The organism is Bacillus badius NBRC 15713, assembly GCF_001591605.1.
Lineage (GTDB): Bacteria > Bacillota > Bacilli > Bacillales > Domibacillaceae > Pseudobacillus > Pseudobacillus badius.
Map to the genome: position 1 here is coordinate 65,814 of NZ_BCVF01000001.1, position 17,310 is coordinate 83,123.

A 17,310-nucleotide genomic window follows, 5' to 3' on the forward strand; every position below is an offset into this window, starting at 1 on the left:
CTCGCTTTTTTTGAATAACTTTGCCCTTTTCTCCAAACGCTATAATGGAGAAAGGGGGATGCATCTTGTCGATCATTCGAGAGAGGTTCCGCCACTTAGCGCTGTCGAAAGATCTTGGGCTGCTGCTGCTTATTGGTGGCTTGTACTCCCTGAGCGTGGCGTTGTCTAACACGTTTGTAAATATTTTTCTTTGGAAACAGTCGGGTCGATTTATTGATTTAGCTATCTATAATCTGACGGCGGTTATCTTTGAGCTGCTGGCATACATTGCTGCTGGTCAATGCGCCAAAAAGGTCGATCGTATCGTTGTATTGAGAATGGGCGTGTTATTTCTCGGCTTTTTCTATATAGCGGTCTTGTTAATCGGCGGCCAAGCTTCGGAATGGATTGTGCTGCTTGGTGCACTGCTTGGTGTCGGCTACGGTTTTTATTGGCTTGCTTACAATGTGCTGACTTTTGAGATTACAGAACCGGAGACAAGAGATTTTTTTAATGGATTTTTCGGCTCGCTGCTTTCTATGGGGGGAATGATTGGGCCGATCGCCGCTGGCTTTATCATTAGCCGTTTTACTTCGAATACGGGGTATTTTATCATTTTCGGCATCTCTCTTGGCTGCTTTGTGGCTGCTGTTTTATTAAGCCTGCTGTTAAAGCGCCGCCCTTCACGCGGCCGATTTCAATTGTTGGAAGTATGGAAGGAACGAGACCGTCATCCCGATTGGCGGCGGGTGCTGAATGCTCATTTTTTTCAAGGGTTGAGAGAGGGCGTATTTGTGTTCGTCATTTCTGTCTTTGTTTTTGTGACCACTGGAAGTGAGCTTGCGTTAGGAACGTATGGATTGGTGTATTCGGGTGTTTCATTTTTTAGTTACTCGCTCGCGGTCAAGCTCGTAAAGAAAGAACACCGCAAGAAAGTGATCTTTGCCGGCGGCGTCGCTCTTTTTCTGTCGCTGTTTTTAATCATTGTGAATTTGACATTCACAAAGCTGCTGATCTATGCGGCCATCATTGCGGTAGCTTATCCGTTCTTGCATGTGCCTTACGTGTCCATGACATACGATGTCATCGGGCGAAGCAGGGAAGCAGCGGAGAGAAGAGTGGAATACATCGTTCTCAGAGAAATCTTTATTAACGCCGGCCGGACAGTGTCGATCCTATCCTTTATTGCCGCGATCACCCTCTTTGACGAAAAAGTAAGCATTCCGGTGCTGCTCCTGATTCTCGGCGCCGGCCATAGTCTCATTTATTTATGTATTAGAAAGGTGAATACACAGCCTGTTAGAGACTTGGTGAACTAATCCAAGTCTCTTTTTAGGCTTGGATGTAGAAAAAAAGGAGGAAGTTGTTTAAAATGAGGAGTGAAGAATAATAGATTTTTAATAGAGAGGATAGTGAACGGTGAAAAAAACAAAGAGAAAGAAGAAGACACATGTTCCTTTTCGGATGAACATGATGTTTTTTGTTGTCTTTTTGCTTTTTTCGATCTTAATTTTCAGACTGGGGATTGTGCAAATTGTCCAGGGGGAAGATTATCAGCGGAAAATTGAGCGAACAGAAGACGTAACAGTAAATGCAAGTGTGCCGCGCGGGAAAATCTTTGATCGCAATGTCCAAGTTGTAGTAGACAATGTTCCGCAAAATGCGATCACGTATACACGGAAAAAAGGAGCTTCACAAGAGGAGATGCTGAAAACAGCGGAAAAGCTTGCGAAGCTGATTGATAAAGAAACGGATCAAGTGACTGAACGGGATAAAAAAGATTTCTGGATCTTAAAAAATGAAGAAAAAGCTAAAGAAAAAATTACCGATAAAGAATGGCAAAAGGCTCAGGAGAATGAAATTTCTTCGAAAGAGCTTTATCAGATGCAGATTGATCGGATTACGGAGAAAGATTTAAAAACACTGACAGAGGAAGACTTGGAAGTGCTGGCGATTTACCGTGAATTTACGTCCGGTTACGCTATGACTCCACAAGTGGTGAAAAACAAAAATGTAACGGAAGAGGAATATGCTATAGTTAGTGAAAACTTGGCATCGCTGCCAGGGGTAAACACAACAACGGACTGGGATCGTTCATATGCTTATGACAATACACTGAAAACCGTGCTCGGCAATATTTCTTCCTCCCGTGAAGGCCTGCCGAAAGAGATGGTAGACTTTTACCTTTCTAGGGATTACAGCCGCAATGACCGTGTCGGCAAAAGCTACATTGAATATCAATATGAGGAAGTGCTGCGCGGTCAGAAGACAAAGGTGAAAAATTTGACTGACAAGTCCGGAAATGTTCTTGATTCCCAAGTCGTACGGGAAGGTCAGCGTGGAAATGATTTAGTTTTAACGATTGATATGGACTTGCAGCTGGCAGTTGAAAAAATTATTGAAGAGGAACTCGGAAAAGCAAAGAGCCGAGGCGGCCATCCGCTGCTTGACAGGATCTTTGTGACGATGATGGACCCAAATACAGGCGAAATATTAGCGCTTGCCGGAAAGCAATATGAAGTGAAAAACGGCAAAGCGGAAATGAATGATTTTGCGCTTGGAAATTTGACGACTTCTTATACGATGGGCTCTGTTGTCAAAGGAGCAACAGTGTTAACCGGCTATATGACTGGAGCGATTCATCCAGGAGAAAGCCTTGTTGACCAGCCGTTAAAGTTTGCCGGATCAGGCGGAAAATCAAAAAGCTCCTGGTTTAACCGAGGAGGAGCCATGAGCATTAGCGATACATATGCTTTAATGCGTTCCTCTAACGTATATATGATGAAGACAGCAATGAGAATCGGTGGTGCCAAATATCGTCCGAATGGCCCTTTGAAGATTTCTCCGGACACGCTGCCGACGATGCGGCGCTACTTTGGCCAATTTGGTCTCGGTGTCCGTACTGGAATTGACTTGCCGAACGAGCAAATCGGCTTCCAAGGAGAATTGACACAGCCGGGTCTCGCCCTCGACTTTTCCATCGGACAGTTTGACACATACACGCCGCTTCAGCTTGCACAGTATGTATCCACGATTGCCAATGGCGGCTATCGGATGGAACCGCATATTGTGAAAGAAATTCGCCAGCCGATCGCCGAAAATGGAAAGCTGGGACCGGTAGTGGAAGAAATTAAGCCGGAAGTATTAAACCGCATTGATGCGACACCAGCACAGGTTAAACGTGTGCAGCAGGGCTTCCGCATGGTAATGCAGAGCTCTCAAGGAACCGCTCAAAAGTATTTCAGAGGTGCACCTTATAATCCCGCGGGTAAAACCGGAACAGCAGAAGGATTATATGACGGTCCGCAGCGTGAGAAATACATCGAAAGAGGCCAAGAGGTGCCGATGACTTGGAACGTTACCCTTGTTGGTTATGCTCCTCACGATAATCCGGAAGTGGCTTTTTCCGTTGTCGTGCCATGGGCTTATCAGCGCGGTGCCAACTCAGCATCTATCAATAATATTGTCGGCCGGAAAGCCCTCGACAAATATTTTGAGCTGAAAGCTGAAAGAGCGCAGGAAGAAAAGTCAGATGTTGTCATTGAAAAAGATATCCGAGCAAAAGATGAAGCTGACAATAAAGAGGATACAGACAATCAATAAAATGAGGATGAAGGAAAAACAGCCGGCTCATAGACGGCTGTTTTTTTGCAAGCCTTGTGGAAAGTGAGATTTACAAAACGTTAACATTCTATTAAAACCTGTTTAATAGTTCTCCGTTAATCTGTTTATTGTAAAGAACAATAAAATCTGACAAGTTAGCAGGGGGAGAACAGAATGAAAAAGATAAAAGTGTTGACTGGTTTAGCAATGATGAGCACCGCATTAGTGCTGGGTGCATGCGGCAGCACGAACGGTGAAGGAAAGGCTGAACAATCAGCAGAAGAAAATAAACAAATGCAAGGAAACATTCAAATCGACGGCTCCTCTACTGTTTTTCCGATTATGGAAGCTGTTTCTGAAGAATACATGATGGAAAAGCCTGACGTTAAAGTAACAGTCGGCTACTCTGGAACAGGCGGCGGATTCGAAAAGTTCATTGCTGGTGAAACACAAATGAGCAACGCGTCCCGCCCGATTAAAGATGAAGAGAAAGCATCTTTGGAAGAGAAAGGAATAGATTTTACTGAATTCAAATTAGCTTATGACGGTCTGTCCGTCGTTGTTAATAAAGATAATGATTGGGTCGACAGCCTGACTGTTGACGAATTGAAAAAGATTTGGGTAGATAACGGCAAAGCAAAGAAATGGTCTGATATTCGCAAAGGCTGGCCTGATAAAGAAATTAAGCTGTATTCTCCAGGAACAGATTCAGGCACCTATGATTACTTTGATGAAGTGATTCTTGACGGTGCGCAAATCGACAAAGCCGCTGTTCTTTCTGAAGATGACAACGTCCTCGTACAAGGCGTAACAGGAGAGAAGAACGGAATCGGTTATTTCGGCTATGCTTATTATCTTGAAAACAAAGACAAGCTAAAAGTTGTGCCAATTGACGGTGGAAAAGGTGCCGTTGAGCCGACAAATGAAACAATTAAAAGCGGCGAGTATGCGCCATTATCAAGACCATTATTCACTTATGCAGCCAACAAAGCTGTGGCAGAAGATGAAGCAGTTTATGATTACCTGAAATTTACGCTTGAGAATGCCGGCACGTTATCCGAAGAAGTCGGTTATGTGAAACTTCCAGAAGAAGAATATGAAAAAGCATTGAAAACGCTCGAGGGTTTAAAAAAATAATTTGAGAATAGATCTACAGGCGCAAGCGGGATAGAGACGATCTACCCGCTTGTCCAAGGTTGAAAGGAGTTTTCGTTTTGAAAGCGAACGAGGAGCAAAAGAGCCCGGTCCAACGCCTGCTTGACAAAAAAAATAAGAACGGTTTTTTAGGAAAGGGAGAAAAAGCCATCCCGGTGATCCTTTTTCTAATGGCGGCTGTCTCCGTTGTTACAACGATCGGAATTGTACTTACTTTAATTGTTGAGACATTTACCTTCTTTAAACAAGTGCCGTTAGCAGAGTTTTTAACGGCCAAAGTTTGGTATCCATTTTCAAAAACAGATGCTTCATATGGGATTTTGCCTTTATTCATCGGTACATTAAAAATTACTTTAATTGCGGCTTTAACAGCTGTTCCGATCGGCTTGGCCGTAGCTATCTATTTGAGTGAATATGCTTCCGAGAAGGTGCGGAAAGTCATGAAGCCGATATTGGAAGTGTTAGCAGGGGTGCCAACGATCGTTTACGGATTCTTTGCTTTAACGTTTGTTACTCCCATACTTCGGGCAGTGTTTCCTTCATTGGAAATGTTCAACGCCATCAGCCCGGGAGTCGTTGTTGGAATGATGATCATTCCGATGATCGTATCGCTTTCAGAGGATGCTCTGTCTTCTGTGCCTGACTCGGTGCGCCAAGGTGCGCTAGCGCTAGGAGCGACTAAATGGGAAATGACCTGGCGGGTTGCCTTTCCAGCGGCCTTGTCTGGGATCATTGCTTCTATTGTGCTCGCACTCTCCCGCGCAATTGGTGAGACAATGATTGTTTCCATTGCCGGCGGATCGACACCGTCTGCTTCGTTGGATTTAACCACTTCTCTGCAGACCATGACTTCTTACATTGTTCAAGTGAGCACGGGCGATGTGGGCTTCGGCACAACGATTTACTACAGCATTTATGCCGTCGGTTTTACACTGTTCTTGTTCACACTTGCTATGAACATATTGGCACAGAAAATCTCCAGAAGGTTCAGGGAGGAGTATTAATGGAGAACGTTCACAAAAAAATTCATACAGACGAGATGATCGGTAAAATTCCCGGCCGTTTGTTAAAAAATAAACTATATAAAGGACTCTTTTTCCTCGCTTCTTTTTTCACTTTTATTCTTTTAGTCGTGCTGCTTGCCAGAATTTTCTCGCAGGGTGCTTCGCATCTATCGCTGGATTTCCTGCAAAATTTTGCGTCAAGACGCCCGGAGCAGGCGGGAATTAAAGCAGCCATGATCGGTACGCTGTGGATGATGTCGGTCGTTGTCCCTGTTTCGTTGCTATTAGGGGTAGGAACGGCTATTTATCTGGAAGAATACGCGGGGAAAAATCGAATGACCCGCTTTATCCAAATGAATATTTCCAATCTGGCTGGTGTTCCGTCAGTAGTTTTCGGTTTGTTGGGGTTAACTCTTTTCGTTCGCGTCCTTTTTCTCGGCAATAGTGTCCTCGCCGCAGGACTAACGATGAGCCTGCTGATTCTTCCTGTTATTATCGTTGCTTCTCAAGAAGCCATTCGGGCGGTTCCGAAAGAGTTGCGGGAAGCGTCCTATGGGCTCGGAGCTACAAAGTGGCAAACGATTTTGCGTGTTGTGCTGCCTTCTGCTTTAGCCGGCATATTAACGGGAAGCATTCTCGCTTTCTCCCGTGCTATCGGGGAGACAGCTCCGCTAGTGGTCATCGGCATCCCGGCATTCGTCGCTTTTTTGCCTAAAAGTGTGTTTGATCAATTTACGGCCTTGCCGATGCAAATTTACAACTGGACGAGCAGACCGCAGGAGGAGTTTCACTTTCTTGCTGCCGCCGGAATTATCGTCTTGCTTATCATATTAATTTTAATGAATTCGGTGGCTGTATGGATTCGCAACCGTTACGAGAATAAGTACTGAGTGGACAACTGAAAGCAAACGAGGAGGAAATAAAATGGGAATAGTCGCCTTAAAAACAAAAACGAAAAAAATAAATGAACAGCCGCTTGTTGAACGCCAAACCGTGTACAGCACAAAGAACTGTAATCTTTGGTATGGGAACCACCATGCTTTGAAGAATATTAATCTGGATATGAAAGAAAGGGAAGTAACGGCTATCATCGGTCCTTCAGGCTGCGGGAAATCTACTTATATCAAGACGCTAAACCGCATGGTCGATCTTGTTCCAAATGTAAAAACAGCTGGAGTGATTGAATACCGGGGAAGAAATATTTTCAGCAAGGACTTTCATGTAGAAGAACTGCGCACGAGAGTGGGTATGGTATTTCAGAAGCCAAATCCTTTTCCAAAATCAATTTTTGAGAACATTGCTTTTGGTTTAAGAATTCATGGCATCAAAAATAAACAACTCATTCATGAAACGGTGGAGAAGAGCTTGCGCCAGGCAGCGATCTGGGATGAAGTAAAAGACAGACTTCACGAATCAGCTTATGGATTGTCCGGCGGACAGCAGCAGCGTCTTTGCATTGCCCGCAGCCTCGCGCTGGAGCCGGATGTGCTGTTAATGGATGAGCCGACTTCGGCCTTGGACCCTGTATCAACGTTAAAAGTAGAAGAGCTGATTCAAGAGCTGAAAGAAAAATACTCCATCATTATTGTGACGCATAACATGCAGCAGGCTTCGCGAATCTCCGATAAAACAGCTTTCTTCCTTAATGGAGAAGTGGTGGAGTACGATGATACGTATACTATCTTTAATCATCCCAAAGATCATCGCACGGAAGATTACATTACAGGCCGATTTGGCTAAATCGGCCATCAAAAAGGTTCGGAAAGAGCTCTTTCCGAACCTTTTCTGCTTTTTAATGGTTGTCAAGAACTTAGAGAGAATGGGAAACCTCGCTGAATAGAATGATTGTCCGAGAGCCTCTTCCTTCCTCGGAATGCTCTGCTGGTTGCTTTCTCTCTATTATGTAATGCTGCCTTCTTCATCATTAGTCATGTAAAGGAACAAGACCTGATGTTTGTCTGCGGAAAGCGAAGCCTCTGAAATGGCAATCAACCATTCTCCCCCACAAGCAAAACAAAAGAGGCTGCCCTTTAAAGGGCGGCCTCTTTACTTCGTTGTTAGAACGATAGCGATTTCCTTCATAGACATCGACTGGTGAACGGTATGCTCGCCCAATTGGAGCTTTTCCGCATAGCCGTTTTCTGTTAAGTAATCATTAAATGCTTGGCTGTCTTCGATGATTCCTGCTTTTTCAAGGAGCTGTCCGGCCTCAGAGGAAGACATGCCTGATTTGATATGCAAAGTATACGATTTTTTCTTCTTTGCGCTTGTTTTTTCTTTCGTTCGTTGCGGCGCTTGCTTGCCGTTCTCGGCAGTTAATTGGCTGAGTTTCTGCTGCAGCTTTTCATTTTCTTGCTTTTGTTTTGCCGCTTGTGCAGACGTCAGCACCACATACTGTTCTTTTTCCAGCTGTTTAATCATCGCCGTTTCAGACAACGAGGAAAAGCCGGTCGCTTGGGTGTAAATAAAGAGGGCAAGTGCAGCGGCCAGAAGACCAAACGCAAAGGCTCTCATTGTTTGCTGATTCATGCTATCATCCTTTTCCTTCATTTAGATAGGGAGTTAAAATTTGCCGGACCTGTGAAAGAGAAAGAGACGATTGTCTGGCGATATCTTCAAGTTTCACTCCTTGATAATAAAGGGAGATTACCTGATTCTTCAGTATTTCGTTGACAACGGCTGCCGTTTCGTCAGCGGCGGCTGTTTTCTGCAAAGAGGTGACGGGAGGCCCGATTAACAACTCTTCTTCCAGAACTTTAATTTTTTTCTTTAACTGATAAGTCTCTTGCAAAAACTGCAAGGACAAGTCTTCTACTTCTTTTTCCAGCAGGCGGGAGCGATCTTTAACGAAGAAGGACAGCAGTAAGAAAACAATGCCTGCCGCAGCCAGCCCAATGATTAGTCCATTCATTTCTTATTCACCTCATTGTTTATTATAACGTGATTGAGGGGGCATTCAAACTAGTTCTTTGCGGTGTTGGCTATCTTTTCAGCTGTTAAAAAAGAATTTTTGATTCAACTGCCGAATAGCAAAGTCGGACTAGCATTTGTACAAGAAAAGTGCTATTATAGAAAAGTCGTAAAGAAGATACAAATGTATTGAAAAGTTTGGAGGGAAAAAAAGATGCGCGTAAATATCACTTTAGCATGCACTGAGTGCGGTGATCGTAATTATATCTCTACTAAAAACAAGCGTAACAATCCAGATCGTCTTGAACTGAAAAAATATTGCTCTAGAGAAAAACGTGTTACTGCACACCGTGAAACAAAGTAAGCAGCGGGGATTTATTTCCTGCTGTTTTTTTGTGCGTATAATGACGCCCAGAAAGCCGCCCCCAGCAGGATAGACACGATACATAAACAAGCAAAAGAAGGAGGCTGTCTCTTGGTAAATAAACAAATTGTCAGGCGGCAAATAAAAGAAAAGCTGTCCATGCTAAATAAGCTGTCCTATGAGCAGCACTCTTTTCAAATTGCCCGCCAGCTGTTTTCTTTGAAAGAATGGAAAGAAGCAAGGACAGTCGCGGTGACTGTATCCAATGTTCCGGAAGTGGACACATGGCAGATTATCCGCCAAGGCTGGCTTGAGGGGAAAGAGATGGCGGTGCCAAAATGCCTGCCGGCTGAAAAGAAACTAACCTTCCAGCTGCTGTCCTCGTTTGCCGAATTAGAGAAGGTCTATTTCGGCTTGTACGAGCCTCGGATCGAGAGTACACCCCCGGTGGACCGCTCGCAGATGGATTTGATTCTTGTTCCGGGCCTGGCTTTCAGCCGTTCAGGCGGCCGGCTCGGCTTCGGAGGCGGCTATTATGACCGTTTTTTAACGGGCTATAGCGGAAGAACAGCTGCGCTTGCCTTCTCAGAGCAGCTGATCGCTGAATTGCCTACAGAGCCTCATGACCTGCCTGTTCAGCGGATTATCACAGAACAAGAAGTAATTGTTTGCGATTCGGCAAGTACACAGTCGTAGTCTGCGCTTTGCATTCACTTTTTCTATTCGTTATAGTTACTGTAATAAGAAAACGAATAAAGGCAGTGGTGAAATGGGTTCTTATGAAAACAACTTGTTTTGGAAGCTGGCGTATTTTCTGATCGTGGAGCAGGATTATCGAATTGTCCGGATGGAAGAGAATTATCAGGAGATTTTGTTTGAAAACTTATCTAATAAGCCGGCGCAGATCATTCGAATGGCATACAGCGAATTGGACTGGAGCAGCAAAATGCGCCGGGATATCGAAAGAGTGCTCACTGTCGGAGAAAGCATTCGCAAACAGTTGGGCAAGCGGGAATTAACGGTCGTCAACTTATGCTTGTCCCCCTATCCGCCAGTTGATGAATATGAAACTTATTTAAAAGAGCCGGCCTACTTCCCTAAGGGAGGACGGACGAAAGTGATCTCTATCTTGTTTTCCGAGGGACATAAGCATGAAGCGGCAAAATCATTGAGCGGCTTATTTCCAGGGGATTTGGAGGCGGCTTTTTTTGAACCTGGGTCTGAGGAAGAGACCGCTGCTTACCGAAGAGCTGCTCTCGTTCATTCAGTCAAAAAGAGCGAAGAAGAAAAGAAGGTGTTTCATGCTTCGGCTCCGTTCTTTTCCTACTTATTTATTGCTGTTCAAATCATTGTATTTTTTCTGCTGGAATTGAGCGGCGGCAGCACAAACTCAGCAACGCTTATCTATTTTGGAGCAAAATATAATCCGCTTATTCTTGAAGGAGAATGGTGGCGCTTTATTACACCAGTTTTTTTGCATATCGGTTTTTTGCATTTGCTCATGAATACTTTTGCTTTATACTTTCTTGGAACAGCCGTAGAAAAAATATATGGCCGCTTTCGGTTTTTGTTCATTTATTTATTTGCCGGGTTCGCGGGAACATTAGCCAGCTTCGTTATAAGCCCTAGCCTGTCAGCTGGAGCAAGCGGAGCAATCTTTGGCTGTTTTGGCGCCTTGCTTTACTTTGGGGTGATTTATCCGCGTTTGTTTTTCCGGACCATGGGCATGAATATCATTGTGTTGATCGTGATAAACCTGGTATTTGGTTTTTCCATGCCGGGAATTGATAATGCCGGGCACATTGGCGGTTTGATCGGCGGATTTTTAGCCGCAGGCGCTGTTCATGTTCCCGCTAAGACAAAACCTTTGATGCAGCTCGCCTTTCTTGCAGCGGCGCTTTTATTAACGATGGGCGGTCTTTATATCGGATTTTCCGTATAGCGAGCCATGCCCGGCAGCAAAAAAAACAACAGATAATTCGACAAAAAATAACAAAGGAGCTGTTGAACAAGTTGAAGACGATGTGGGATGTACAGCAGCTTTTAAAGCGGTATGGTATTTTTGTATATGTCGGCGACCGTCTGGCCGATTTAGAGCTGATGGAAGCGGAATTGAAAGATCTATATGATTCGAAGCTGCTTGATATAAAGGATTTTCAGCAGGCGCTGCTCATTGTCCGGCAGGAGCACAGGCTGGAAAGGGAAAAGAGAGGCTGCTAACAGCGACGATGGGGGAAATCAGCAGCTTCCATGCTGGAACCGCTGATTCAATAAAAAAGCAGGGCTTTCCCCTGCGTTCAGGAGCCGTTTAAAGCCGGTTCCTTTTTTATTGTCCAAAACCTAAAAAAATGGAACTTTTTTCTTTTGTGAATCGTATGATAAAGAGGAAGAAAAGGGGGAGTCTAAACTATTATTCTACAAAATCTCTGTTTTCTCTCGTTTGCTTTTTTGTAAAAAAAGTATTAAGATTAGCTATGATGTTTTTACAGTGAACGGTTTTTTATACAGAGTGATCGGTACGGTGTGTATTAAGGAGGTTATTGAATGAAAGGAACCTTACGCAACAATGTATCTTTAATCGCTGTTGTCGTTTTGTTCTTATGGATGAAAACGTATATTATCTATCAAACGAGCTTTAAAATGGAAATCGAAAATACATTGCAGGCATTTATACTCTTTATCAACCCATTGAGCTTTATTATGCTCATTATGGGGATTAGTATGTTCTTTAAGAGTGAAAAAGCTAGAAACCGTTATTTAATTATTGCAAGTTTCTTGCTTACTTTCCTGCTTTATGCAAACGTAGTGTTCTACCGTTTTTTCAATGACTTTATTACGATGCCGCTTTTATTTCAGACAAGCAACTTTGCGGATCTGGGCAATAGTGTCACGGAAGAATTTAAATGGTATGACATTTTCTATTTTATCGACTTGATTGTGCTCGTGGTGATCTTAAAGGTGAAGCCAAAGCTCGTAAACTTCGGTTCCATGACTAAAATGAATCGTCGCGCTTACTTTTTGGCTGCTGCTGCGATGTTCTTTTTAAATTTGGGTCTTTCTGAAATTGAACGCCCGCAGCTTTTAACGAGAACATTTGACCGCGAGATGCTTGTGAAGAACATTGGAACATTTAACTATCATATTTATGACGTGATTTTGCAATCGAAGTCGTCTGCACAGCGTGCGCTTGCCGATGGCAGCGAACTGGCGGATATTGAAAACTATTCAGACGCCAATTATGCGACGCCAAATGATGATTTGTTCGGCGTGGCGAAAGGCAAGAATTTGATTATGGTTTCTGTGGAGTCTACTCAGGAATTCGTGATGAATAATAAAGTGAACGGCCAGGAAATTACGCCGTTTATGAACCAGTTTGCTAAGGAAAGCTTGTACTTTAACAACTTTTACCACCAAACGGGCCAAGGGAAAACATCTGATGCGGAATTCCTGACTGAAAACTCGCTTTACCCGCTTAGCCGTGGAGCTGTTTTCTTTACTCATTCAGGCAATGAATTTAATTCTATGGCCGAAAAATTAAGTGAAAACGGCTATTTCTCCAACTCTATGCATGCAAACAACAAGAGCTTCTGGAATCGGGACATTATGTATAAATCTTTAGGCTATGAGCGCTTTTATGAAGCCGGGGATTATGATATCAATGAAGATAACAGTGTCAACTGGGGAATGAAAGATGTTCCGTTTTTCCAGCAATCTGTCCAGCATATGAAAGAGATGCCGAAGCCGTTTTATTCAAAAATGATTACTTTAACGAACCATCATCCGTTTTATTATGATGAGGAAGACAAGTTCATTGATGAATTTACTTCCAACAGCGGCACGCTGAACCGTTATTTCGTTACCGTGCGCTATACAGATGAGGCGTTAAAGAAGTTCGTGGAGGACTTGAAAGCTTCCGGACTTTATGAAAACTCCGTCATCGTTCTTTACGGAGACCATTATGGGATTTCAGAAAATCATAATGAAGCAATGAGCCAATATTTAGGCAAGGAAGTTACGCCGTTCGTTTCCACTCAGCTGCAAAAGGTGCCATTTATGATCCATGTTCCTGGCGTGAAAGGCAGAGTGATCGACAAGGTAGGCGGACAAATTGATGTTCGTCCAACGCTTCTTCACTTGCTCGGAATCAATACAAAAGATGATTTGCAATTCGGACAAGATTTGTTGTCTGAAGATCATGAAGACTTTACTGTATTCCGCGATGGCCGGTTCGTAACGAAAGATTATGTCTATGCTGACAACAAATGTTGGAGCAAAGCGACCGAACAGCCGACAGAAAAGAATTATTGCACGCCTTACATTGAAAAGGCGGCAACAGAGCTTGATTACTCAGACCGAATTATTTATGGCGATTTGCTTCGCTTCTATGATCCGGACTCTGCCAAAAAGCAATAAAAACATCCCTGCCGTTAAGCGGCAGGGATGTTTTTTTATTGCTTACTGTTGAATTCGGCGTAAAAGAAAAAATCCTCTGCTGCAAAAAGCAGCAGAGGATTCCGTTAAGAAAGTCAATTATCCGGCAGGGTATCCTTGGTGGATCACAGTCATAACTGTAAACCATCCGAATACTCCCAACGTGCCAAGTCCGAAAATAATGCCCAAAAGATTTTTGTTTTTCAAAGCGCTTACTGTGCTGAATAGGGCAAGAAGAGCTACTAGGGCAAAGATAATTACTAAGCCGTTCATAAACTAAACTCCTTTCTTAGATCACTCGATAATCATCCTTTAGAGATCATTATGTAAAATCAGTACATATTCATCACTATTCTATAGTTTTTTTGATTGTTTGTCGAGTTGAAAAATCATTGTTCTTTAAAAAGACACGATTGGCTGGTACGATAATGATAGTCACAATGAAAGGCAGGAGAAGGAATAATGAATTGGACGCAATTGCCGTTAGGCCCGCTGCAAACGAATTGCTACATATTGTCCGGCGAAGACGGAGAATGCATCGTATTTGATCCCGGAGCAGAAGGAGAGAAGCTGGTTCAATGGTTAAACGAAAATCGCTTACAGCCGCTGGCTGTTTTGCTGACGCATGCGCATTTTGATCATATTGGCGCAGTCGAGCAGGTAAGGCAGGCATTTAACGTTCCTGTTTACTTGCATAAAGAAGAAGCAGAATGGCTGACAGATCCCTCATTGAATGGCTCTGCCCGTTTTCAGTTTGGAGAAATCAGCAGCCAGCCAGCCGATCATCTCTTAGATGAGGAAGAATCGTTGACAATCGGAAGATTTTCTTTCCGGCTGTTCCATACACCTGGACATTCTCCCGGCAGTATTTCTTATTTTTTTGAGGAGGGGAATGCGGTATTTGCCGGCGACACGCTGTTTATGGGAAGTATCGGACGGACGGATTTACCGGGAGGCAATCACGAACAGCTGCTTCAGAGCATTCACAATCATTTGTTGACATTGCCGGAGGAAGCGATTGTCCTGCCTGGCCATGGTCCGGCCACTATGATTGGTGACGAAATGGAGCGCAATCCATTTTTAAACGGCTTCTAAAAATATAAAAGCTGTCTCTCGCATAGGCTGAAGACCTGAAGAGACAGCTTTTTTGGCATATTCTTAAATAAAAGAAAGGCATCCCAATGAAAAAGCCGGCCATAGCGGCCGGCTGGCAGTGCCATTGATTAATGGCCTGCTCCAGGAGTTACCATAAAGGTAGTCCAGTAGCTGTATCCACAGAAGAATACAGTTAAGTATGCTGCGAAAAGATACACGTACATACGTTCAGTTAAGTTTAAAAAGCCTACAATTAAGAAGAAACCTGTCTGGCCGAGGAATAGCAGCGCTGTTTTATTCATGTCGCCAAGATAGAACATGACAGCAAAGATTCCAGTCCAGAATGCTAATACGCGGAACATGCGATCCATTATGTATCCCTCCTTTATTCGTCACTCCATCAGTATCTTATTATAATGGAATGGCGCTAGTATTGTAAATATAACTTTCATACACTTTGTGACGATTAAGTGATATCTCTATCATATCATGCCGCTCCTCTTTATGCATATTCAAGAAAAAGGCCGTTATTTGGCTATGCGGCTGCAGCATTTGTCTTTTCTGAGGTTAATAAGCAGGAGGAAGCAAAAAAAGTTAAAAAAGAAAAAGGAATTTCTTCTATGTTGTCGAATAAAAACTAAGTGAACCGGAAAGAAAGGTGGTGAAAGCAACAACAATGGCAATTGAAGAAACGGTGGAACAACTTTTGCAAGAAGCTATTTCCCTCGATTCGACAGATATCCACTTCATCCCCCGCAAGCATAGCTACGCTGTCCACATTCGCTCCCACAGCCAATTAATTCCCCACAGTCAATTTTCAGTTCGTGAAGGAGAGAGACTCATCTCTCATTTTAAGTTTATGGCTTCTATGGATATCGGGGAGAAGAGAAAGCCCCAAAGCGGTTCGTTTCAACTTCAGATTTTAGGTTGTTTGATTTCTTTGCGCATTTCCACTTTGCCTACCGCCCTCTCAAAAGAAAGCCTTGTCATCCGGCTTCTTCCGCAGCAAGGAGTTCCGGATTTGCTTCAGCTTTCTTTGTTTCCTCATTCGGCAAGAAAACTGCTTGCCCTCCTGTCGCATTCGCATGGATTAATTGTTTTTACCGGTCCTACGGGCAGCGGCAAAACGACCACGCTTTACTCCTTAATCCAGCATACCGCCAGCCAGCACGGCCGCAATGTGATTACACTTGAAGACCCTGTAGAAAAGCAAAATGACCAATGGCTGCAAGTGCAGGTGAATGAAAAAGCGGGTGTCACTTATTCAGCTGGGCTAAAAGCCATTTTAAGGCATGATCCCGATGTGATTATGGTCGGGGAAATCCGCGATGAAGAAACGGCAAGGATAGCCATTCGAGCCGCCTTAACAGGGCATCTGGTTTTAACGACATTGCATACGCGTGACGCCAAAGGAGCCGTCATTCGCCTGCTGGAATTCGGCTTAAAGTGGCATGAGATTGAGCAAACCTTAATCGCCGTAACGGCCCAGCGTCTTGTCAATCTGTTATGTCCGGCGTGCGGGACAGCTTGTTCTTCCCGCTGCCTGTCAGAGAAGCAGCGCAAACAGGCGACTATTTATGAAATCTTAAGCGGGTCTAATTTAAAGGCGGTATTAAATGAAGCAAAAGGAGAAAAGAGCTTCTATCGCTATCCGCTGTTAAAACATTTATTAGGAAAGGGGATTGCCCTTGGGTATCTCTCTCAAAACGAATATGATCGCTGGGTATTTGAAGAAGAGAAGAGCAGGAAAATATCAAGGTGAGTTTATTTTAAGGCTGGGAGAGATGCTGAAGCAGGGGTTCCCGATGAGTGCGGCTCTTGAATTCTTGTTAATCAACTTTGACCGCAATCATCGTGAATCTATTCACTCCCTTCGCGCTGAATTGAACGCCGGTACACCTCTGCACGAGATTCTTCATTTGCTTGATTTCCCATCGATGATTTGCCTTCAAGTGTATTTTGCTGAAAAGCATGGCCGCCTGCCGGAAACGCTCATACAAGCTGGGGAGCACTGGAAGAAAACAGAGCAGGCGAAGGAAAAGTTAACTAAGCTGCTTCAATACCCGCTTTTTTTGCTTTTTCTTTTATTTTTGCTGTTGTTTTTGCTAAAGCACTTTTTAATGCCCCGGCTGGAAGACCTCTATGCGGCCCTCAATTTTTCTCCCGAGGGCAGTACGCTTCTTTTCATGGCTTTTCTGCAGAAAGGGCCCTCTCTGATTCTTCTAGCTGCTGCTGGCTGCGCAGCAGCTTCTCTTTCGTATTTCTTCAACTACCAACGGCAAACTCCTCAAATAAAAATCAATCGGCTAATGAAAATTCCAGTCCTCTCTACTTTCTTTGCTTTGTTTTTTCCCCGATTATTCGCTAAAGAAGTGTCTTATTTATTGGAAAGCGGTTTTGCTGTCAATGAAGTATTGCTGATTTTGCAAGAACAGACCGTGCACCCGATGATGAAGCATGTGGCGGCGGGGATAAATGGCTATTTAGTAACCGGGCATTCTTTGGCTGAAGCTGCCGAACAGGTTTCATGCTTTGTCCCCCAACTGCCGCGCATTATGCGGCATGGCGAGGCAAACAGCCGGCTTGCACAGGAACTGCTGTTATTTAGCCAATTTTGTGAGACGCTTCTCGAGAAGAAAATCAAGAAAGGACTGGCTATTTTGCAGCCGGCTATTTTCTTGTTTGTCGGCCTTGTAGTCATCGCTATCTATTTGTCGGTTATGCTGCCGATGTTTCAAATGATCGGTTCCGTTTAAAAAAGGAGGAGTG

The 17,310-nt window shown here is 43.8% G+C and carries 18 protein-coding genes; 14 read left to right on the forward strand and 4 right to left on the reverse strand.

What is annotated here, in order from left to right:
* Positions 1–65: 65 nt before the first annotated feature.
* The 6 genes from BBA02S_RS00355 (at position 66) to pstB (ending at position 7,481) form a co-directional block, all read left to right on the forward strand.
* The gene (locus BBA02S_RS00355; protein ID WP_041113281.1) at positions 66–1,298 is read left to right on the forward strand and encodes an MFS transporter; all 1,233 of its coding nucleotides are present in this window, start codon (positions 66–68) and stop codon (positions 1,296–1,298) included.
* Positions 1,299–1,443: 145 nt separating this feature from the next.
* A complete protein-coding gene (locus BBA02S_RS00360; protein WP_459559602.1) occupies positions 1,444–3,582 on the forward strand; it encodes a peptidoglycan D,D-transpeptidase FtsI family protein in 2,139 nt (712 codons plus the stop codon).
* A gap of 174 nt (positions 3,583–3,756) precedes the next feature.
* Positions 3,757–4,719 carry a PstS family phosphate ABC transporter substrate-binding protein gene (locus tag BBA02S_RS00365; protein WP_041097242.1) on the forward strand — a complete coding sequence of 321 codons (963 nt, stop codon included), beginning with the start codon at positions 3,757–3,759 and terminating at the stop codon, positions 4,717–4,719.
* A 77-nt stretch (positions 4,720–4,796) separates the two neighbouring features.
* A complete protein-coding gene (pstC, locus tag BBA02S_RS00370) occupies positions 4,797–5,741 on the forward strand; it encodes a phosphate ABC transporter permease subunit PstC (protein ID WP_041097240.1) in 945 nt (314 codons plus the stop codon).
* The gene (gene pstA, locus BBA02S_RS00375) at positions 5,741–6,631 is read left to right on the forward strand and encodes a phosphate ABC transporter permease PstA (protein ID WP_082028132.1); all 891 of its coding nucleotides are present in this window, start codon (positions 5,741–5,743) and stop codon (positions 6,629–6,631) included. The genes pstC and pstA overlap by 1 nt, the downstream gene beginning before the upstream one ends.
* A 34-nt stretch (positions 6,632–6,665) precedes the next feature.
* Positions 6,666–7,481, forward strand: a complete 816-nt coding sequence (gene pstB / locus BBA02S_RS00380; protein WP_041097238.1) for a phosphate ABC transporter ATP-binding protein PstB — start codon at positions 6,666–6,668, stop codon at positions 7,479–7,481.
* A gap of 306 nt (positions 7,482–7,787) precedes the next feature.
* Here the strand turns inward: pstB and BBA02S_RS00385 are convergent, their stop codons facing one another.
* Positions 7,788–8,270 carry an endolytic transglycosylase MltG gene (locus tag BBA02S_RS00385; protein ID WP_052475126.1) on the reverse strand — a complete coding sequence of 161 codons (483 nt, stop codon included), beginning with the start codon at positions 8,268–8,270 and terminating at the stop codon, positions 7,788–7,790.
* A 4-nt stretch (positions 8,271–8,274) separates the two neighbouring features.
* Entirely contained in the window at positions 8,275–8,652 is a 378-nt protein-coding gene (locus tag BBA02S_RS00390) for a hypothetical protein (protein WP_041113282.1), read from the reverse strand.
* 213 nt (positions 8,653–8,865) lie between these two features.
* Between BBA02S_RS00390 and rpmG the strand changes: the two genes are divergently transcribed.
* The 5 genes from rpmG (at position 8,866) to BBA02S_RS00410 (ending at position 13,428) form a co-directional block, all read left to right on the forward strand.
* Positions 8,866–9,015 carry a 50S ribosomal protein L33 gene (rpmG, locus tag BBA02S_RS20065; protein WP_077247170.1) on the forward strand — a complete coding sequence of 50 codons (150 nt, stop codon included), beginning with the start codon at positions 8,866–8,868 and terminating at the stop codon, positions 9,013–9,015.
* Between the two features lie 111 nt (positions 9,016–9,126).
* Positions 9,127–9,711 (forward strand): 5-formyltetrahydrofolate cyclo-ligase, encoded by a 585-nt coding sequence (locus BBA02S_RS00395; RefSeq protein WP_041113283.1) that lies wholly within the window; start codon positions 9,127–9,129, stop codon positions 9,709–9,711.
* Between the two features lie 73 nt (positions 9,712–9,784).
* Entirely contained in the window at positions 9,785–10,957 is a 1,173-nt protein-coding gene (locus tag BBA02S_RS00400) for a rhomboid family intramembrane serine protease (protein ID WP_041113284.1), read from the forward strand.
* 71 nt (positions 10,958–11,028) lie between these two features.
* Positions 11,029–11,235, forward strand: coding sequence for a YqgQ family protein (locus tag BBA02S_RS00405; protein WP_041098199.1), 207 nt, complete (start codon positions 11,029–11,031; stop codon positions 11,233–11,235).
* 324 nt (positions 11,236–11,559) lie between these two features.
* On the forward strand, positions 11,560–13,428 hold the full coding sequence (locus tag BBA02S_RS00410) for an LTA synthase family protein (protein WP_041097230.1): 1,869 nt from the start codon (positions 11,560–11,562) through the stop codon (positions 13,426–13,428).
* Between the two features lie 117 nt (positions 13,429–13,545).
* Here BBA02S_RS00410 and BBA02S_RS20070 read toward each other — a convergent pair whose 3' ends face one another.
* Complete coding sequence (locus tag BBA02S_RS20070) at positions 13,546–13,719, reverse strand: DUF2759 domain-containing protein (RefSeq protein WP_041097228.1); 174 nt, start codon at positions 13,717–13,719, stop codon at positions 13,546–13,548.
* A gap of 189 nt (positions 13,720–13,908) precedes the next feature.
* Here BBA02S_RS20070 and BBA02S_RS00415 point away from each other — a divergent pair, with 189 nt between their 5' ends.
* Entirely contained in the window at positions 13,909–14,541 is a 633-nt protein-coding gene (locus BBA02S_RS00415; protein ID WP_041097226.1) for an MBL fold metallo-hydrolase, read from the forward strand.
* Positions 14,542–14,669: 128 nt separating this feature from the next.
* On the opposite strand, the gene BBA02S_RS00420 is transcribed toward BBA02S_RS00415, so the two are convergent.
* A complete protein-coding gene (locus BBA02S_RS00420) occupies positions 14,670–14,912 on the reverse strand; it encodes a DUF2626 domain-containing protein (RefSeq protein ID WP_041097224.1) in 243 nt (80 codons plus the stop codon).
* 305 nt (positions 14,913–15,217) lie between these two features.
* Between BBA02S_RS00420 and comGA the strand changes: the two genes are divergently transcribed.
* Positions 15,218–16,303 (forward strand): competence type IV pilus ATPase ComGA, encoded by a 1,086-nt coding sequence (comGA, locus tag BBA02S_RS00425; protein ID WP_041113285.1) that lies wholly within the window; start codon positions 15,218–15,220, stop codon positions 16,301–16,303.
* The gene (comGB, locus tag BBA02S_RS00430; protein WP_041113286.1) at positions 16,254–17,297 is read left to right on the forward strand and encodes a competence type IV pilus assembly protein ComGB; all 1,044 of its coding nucleotides are present in this window, start codon (positions 16,254–16,256) and stop codon (positions 17,295–17,297) included. Before comGA ends, comGB begins: the two co-directional genes overlap by 50 nt.
* Positions 17,298–17,310 lie beyond the last annotated feature (13 nt).

What these genes read in the sequence shown, in the direction of transcription:
- BBA02S_RS00420 (WP_041097224.1), bottom strand. Translation starts at nt 14,912, where the DNA reads ATGGATCGCATGTTCCGCGTATTAGCATTCTGGACTGGAATCTTTGCT.
- pstA (WP_082028132.1), top strand. Translation starts at nt 5,741, where the DNA reads ATGGAGAACGTTCACAAAAAAATTCATACAGACGAGATGATCGGTAAA.
- BBA02S_RS00365 (WP_041097242.1), top strand. Translation starts at nt 3,757, where the DNA reads ATGAAAAAGATAAAAGTGTTGACTGGTTTAGCAATGATGAGCACCGCA.
- BBA02S_RS20070 (WP_041097228.1), bottom strand. Translation starts at nt 13,719, where the DNA reads ATGAACGGCTTAGTAATTATCTTTGCCCTAGTAGCTCTTCTTGCCCTA.
- comGA (WP_041113285.1), top strand. Translation starts at nt 15,218, where the DNA reads ATGGCAATTGAAGAAACGGTGGAACAACTTTTGCAAGAAGCTATTTCC.
- BBA02S_RS00390 (WP_041113282.1), bottom strand. Translation starts at nt 8,652, where the DNA reads ATGAATGGACTAATCATTGGGCTGGCTGCGGCAGGCATTGTTTTCTTA.
- BBA02S_RS00415 (WP_041097226.1), top strand. Translation starts at nt 13,909, where the DNA reads ATGAATTGGACGCAATTGCCGTTAGGCCCGCTGCAAACGAATTGCTAC.
- BBA02S_RS00400 (WP_041113284.1), top strand. Translation starts at nt 9,785, where the DNA reads ATGGGTTCTTATGAAAACAACTTGTTTTGGAAGCTGGCGTATTTTCTG.
- BBA02S_RS00410 (WP_041097230.1), top strand. Translation starts at nt 11,560, where the DNA reads ATGAAAGGAACCTTACGCAACAATGTATCTTTAATCGCTGTTGTCGTT.
- comGB (WP_041113286.1), top strand. Translation starts at nt 16,254, where the DNA reads ATGATCGCTGGGTATTTGAAGAAGAGAAGAGCAGGAAAATATCAAGGT.
- rpmG (WP_077247170.1), top strand. Translation starts at nt 8,866, where the DNA reads ATGCGCGTAAATATCACTTTAGCATGCACTGAGTGCGGTGATCGTAAT.
- BBA02S_RS00385 (WP_052475126.1), bottom strand. Translation starts at nt 8,270, where the DNA reads ATGAATCAGCAAACAATGAGAGCCTTTGCGTTTGGTCTTCTGGCCGCT.
- pstB (WP_041097238.1), top strand. Translation starts at nt 6,666, where the DNA reads ATGGGAATAGTCGCCTTAAAAACAAAAACGAAAAAAATAAATGAACAG.
- BBA02S_RS00360 (WP_459559602.1), top strand. Translation starts at nt 1,444, where the DNA reads ATGAACATGATGTTTTTTGTTGTCTTTTTGCTTTTTTCGATCTTAATT.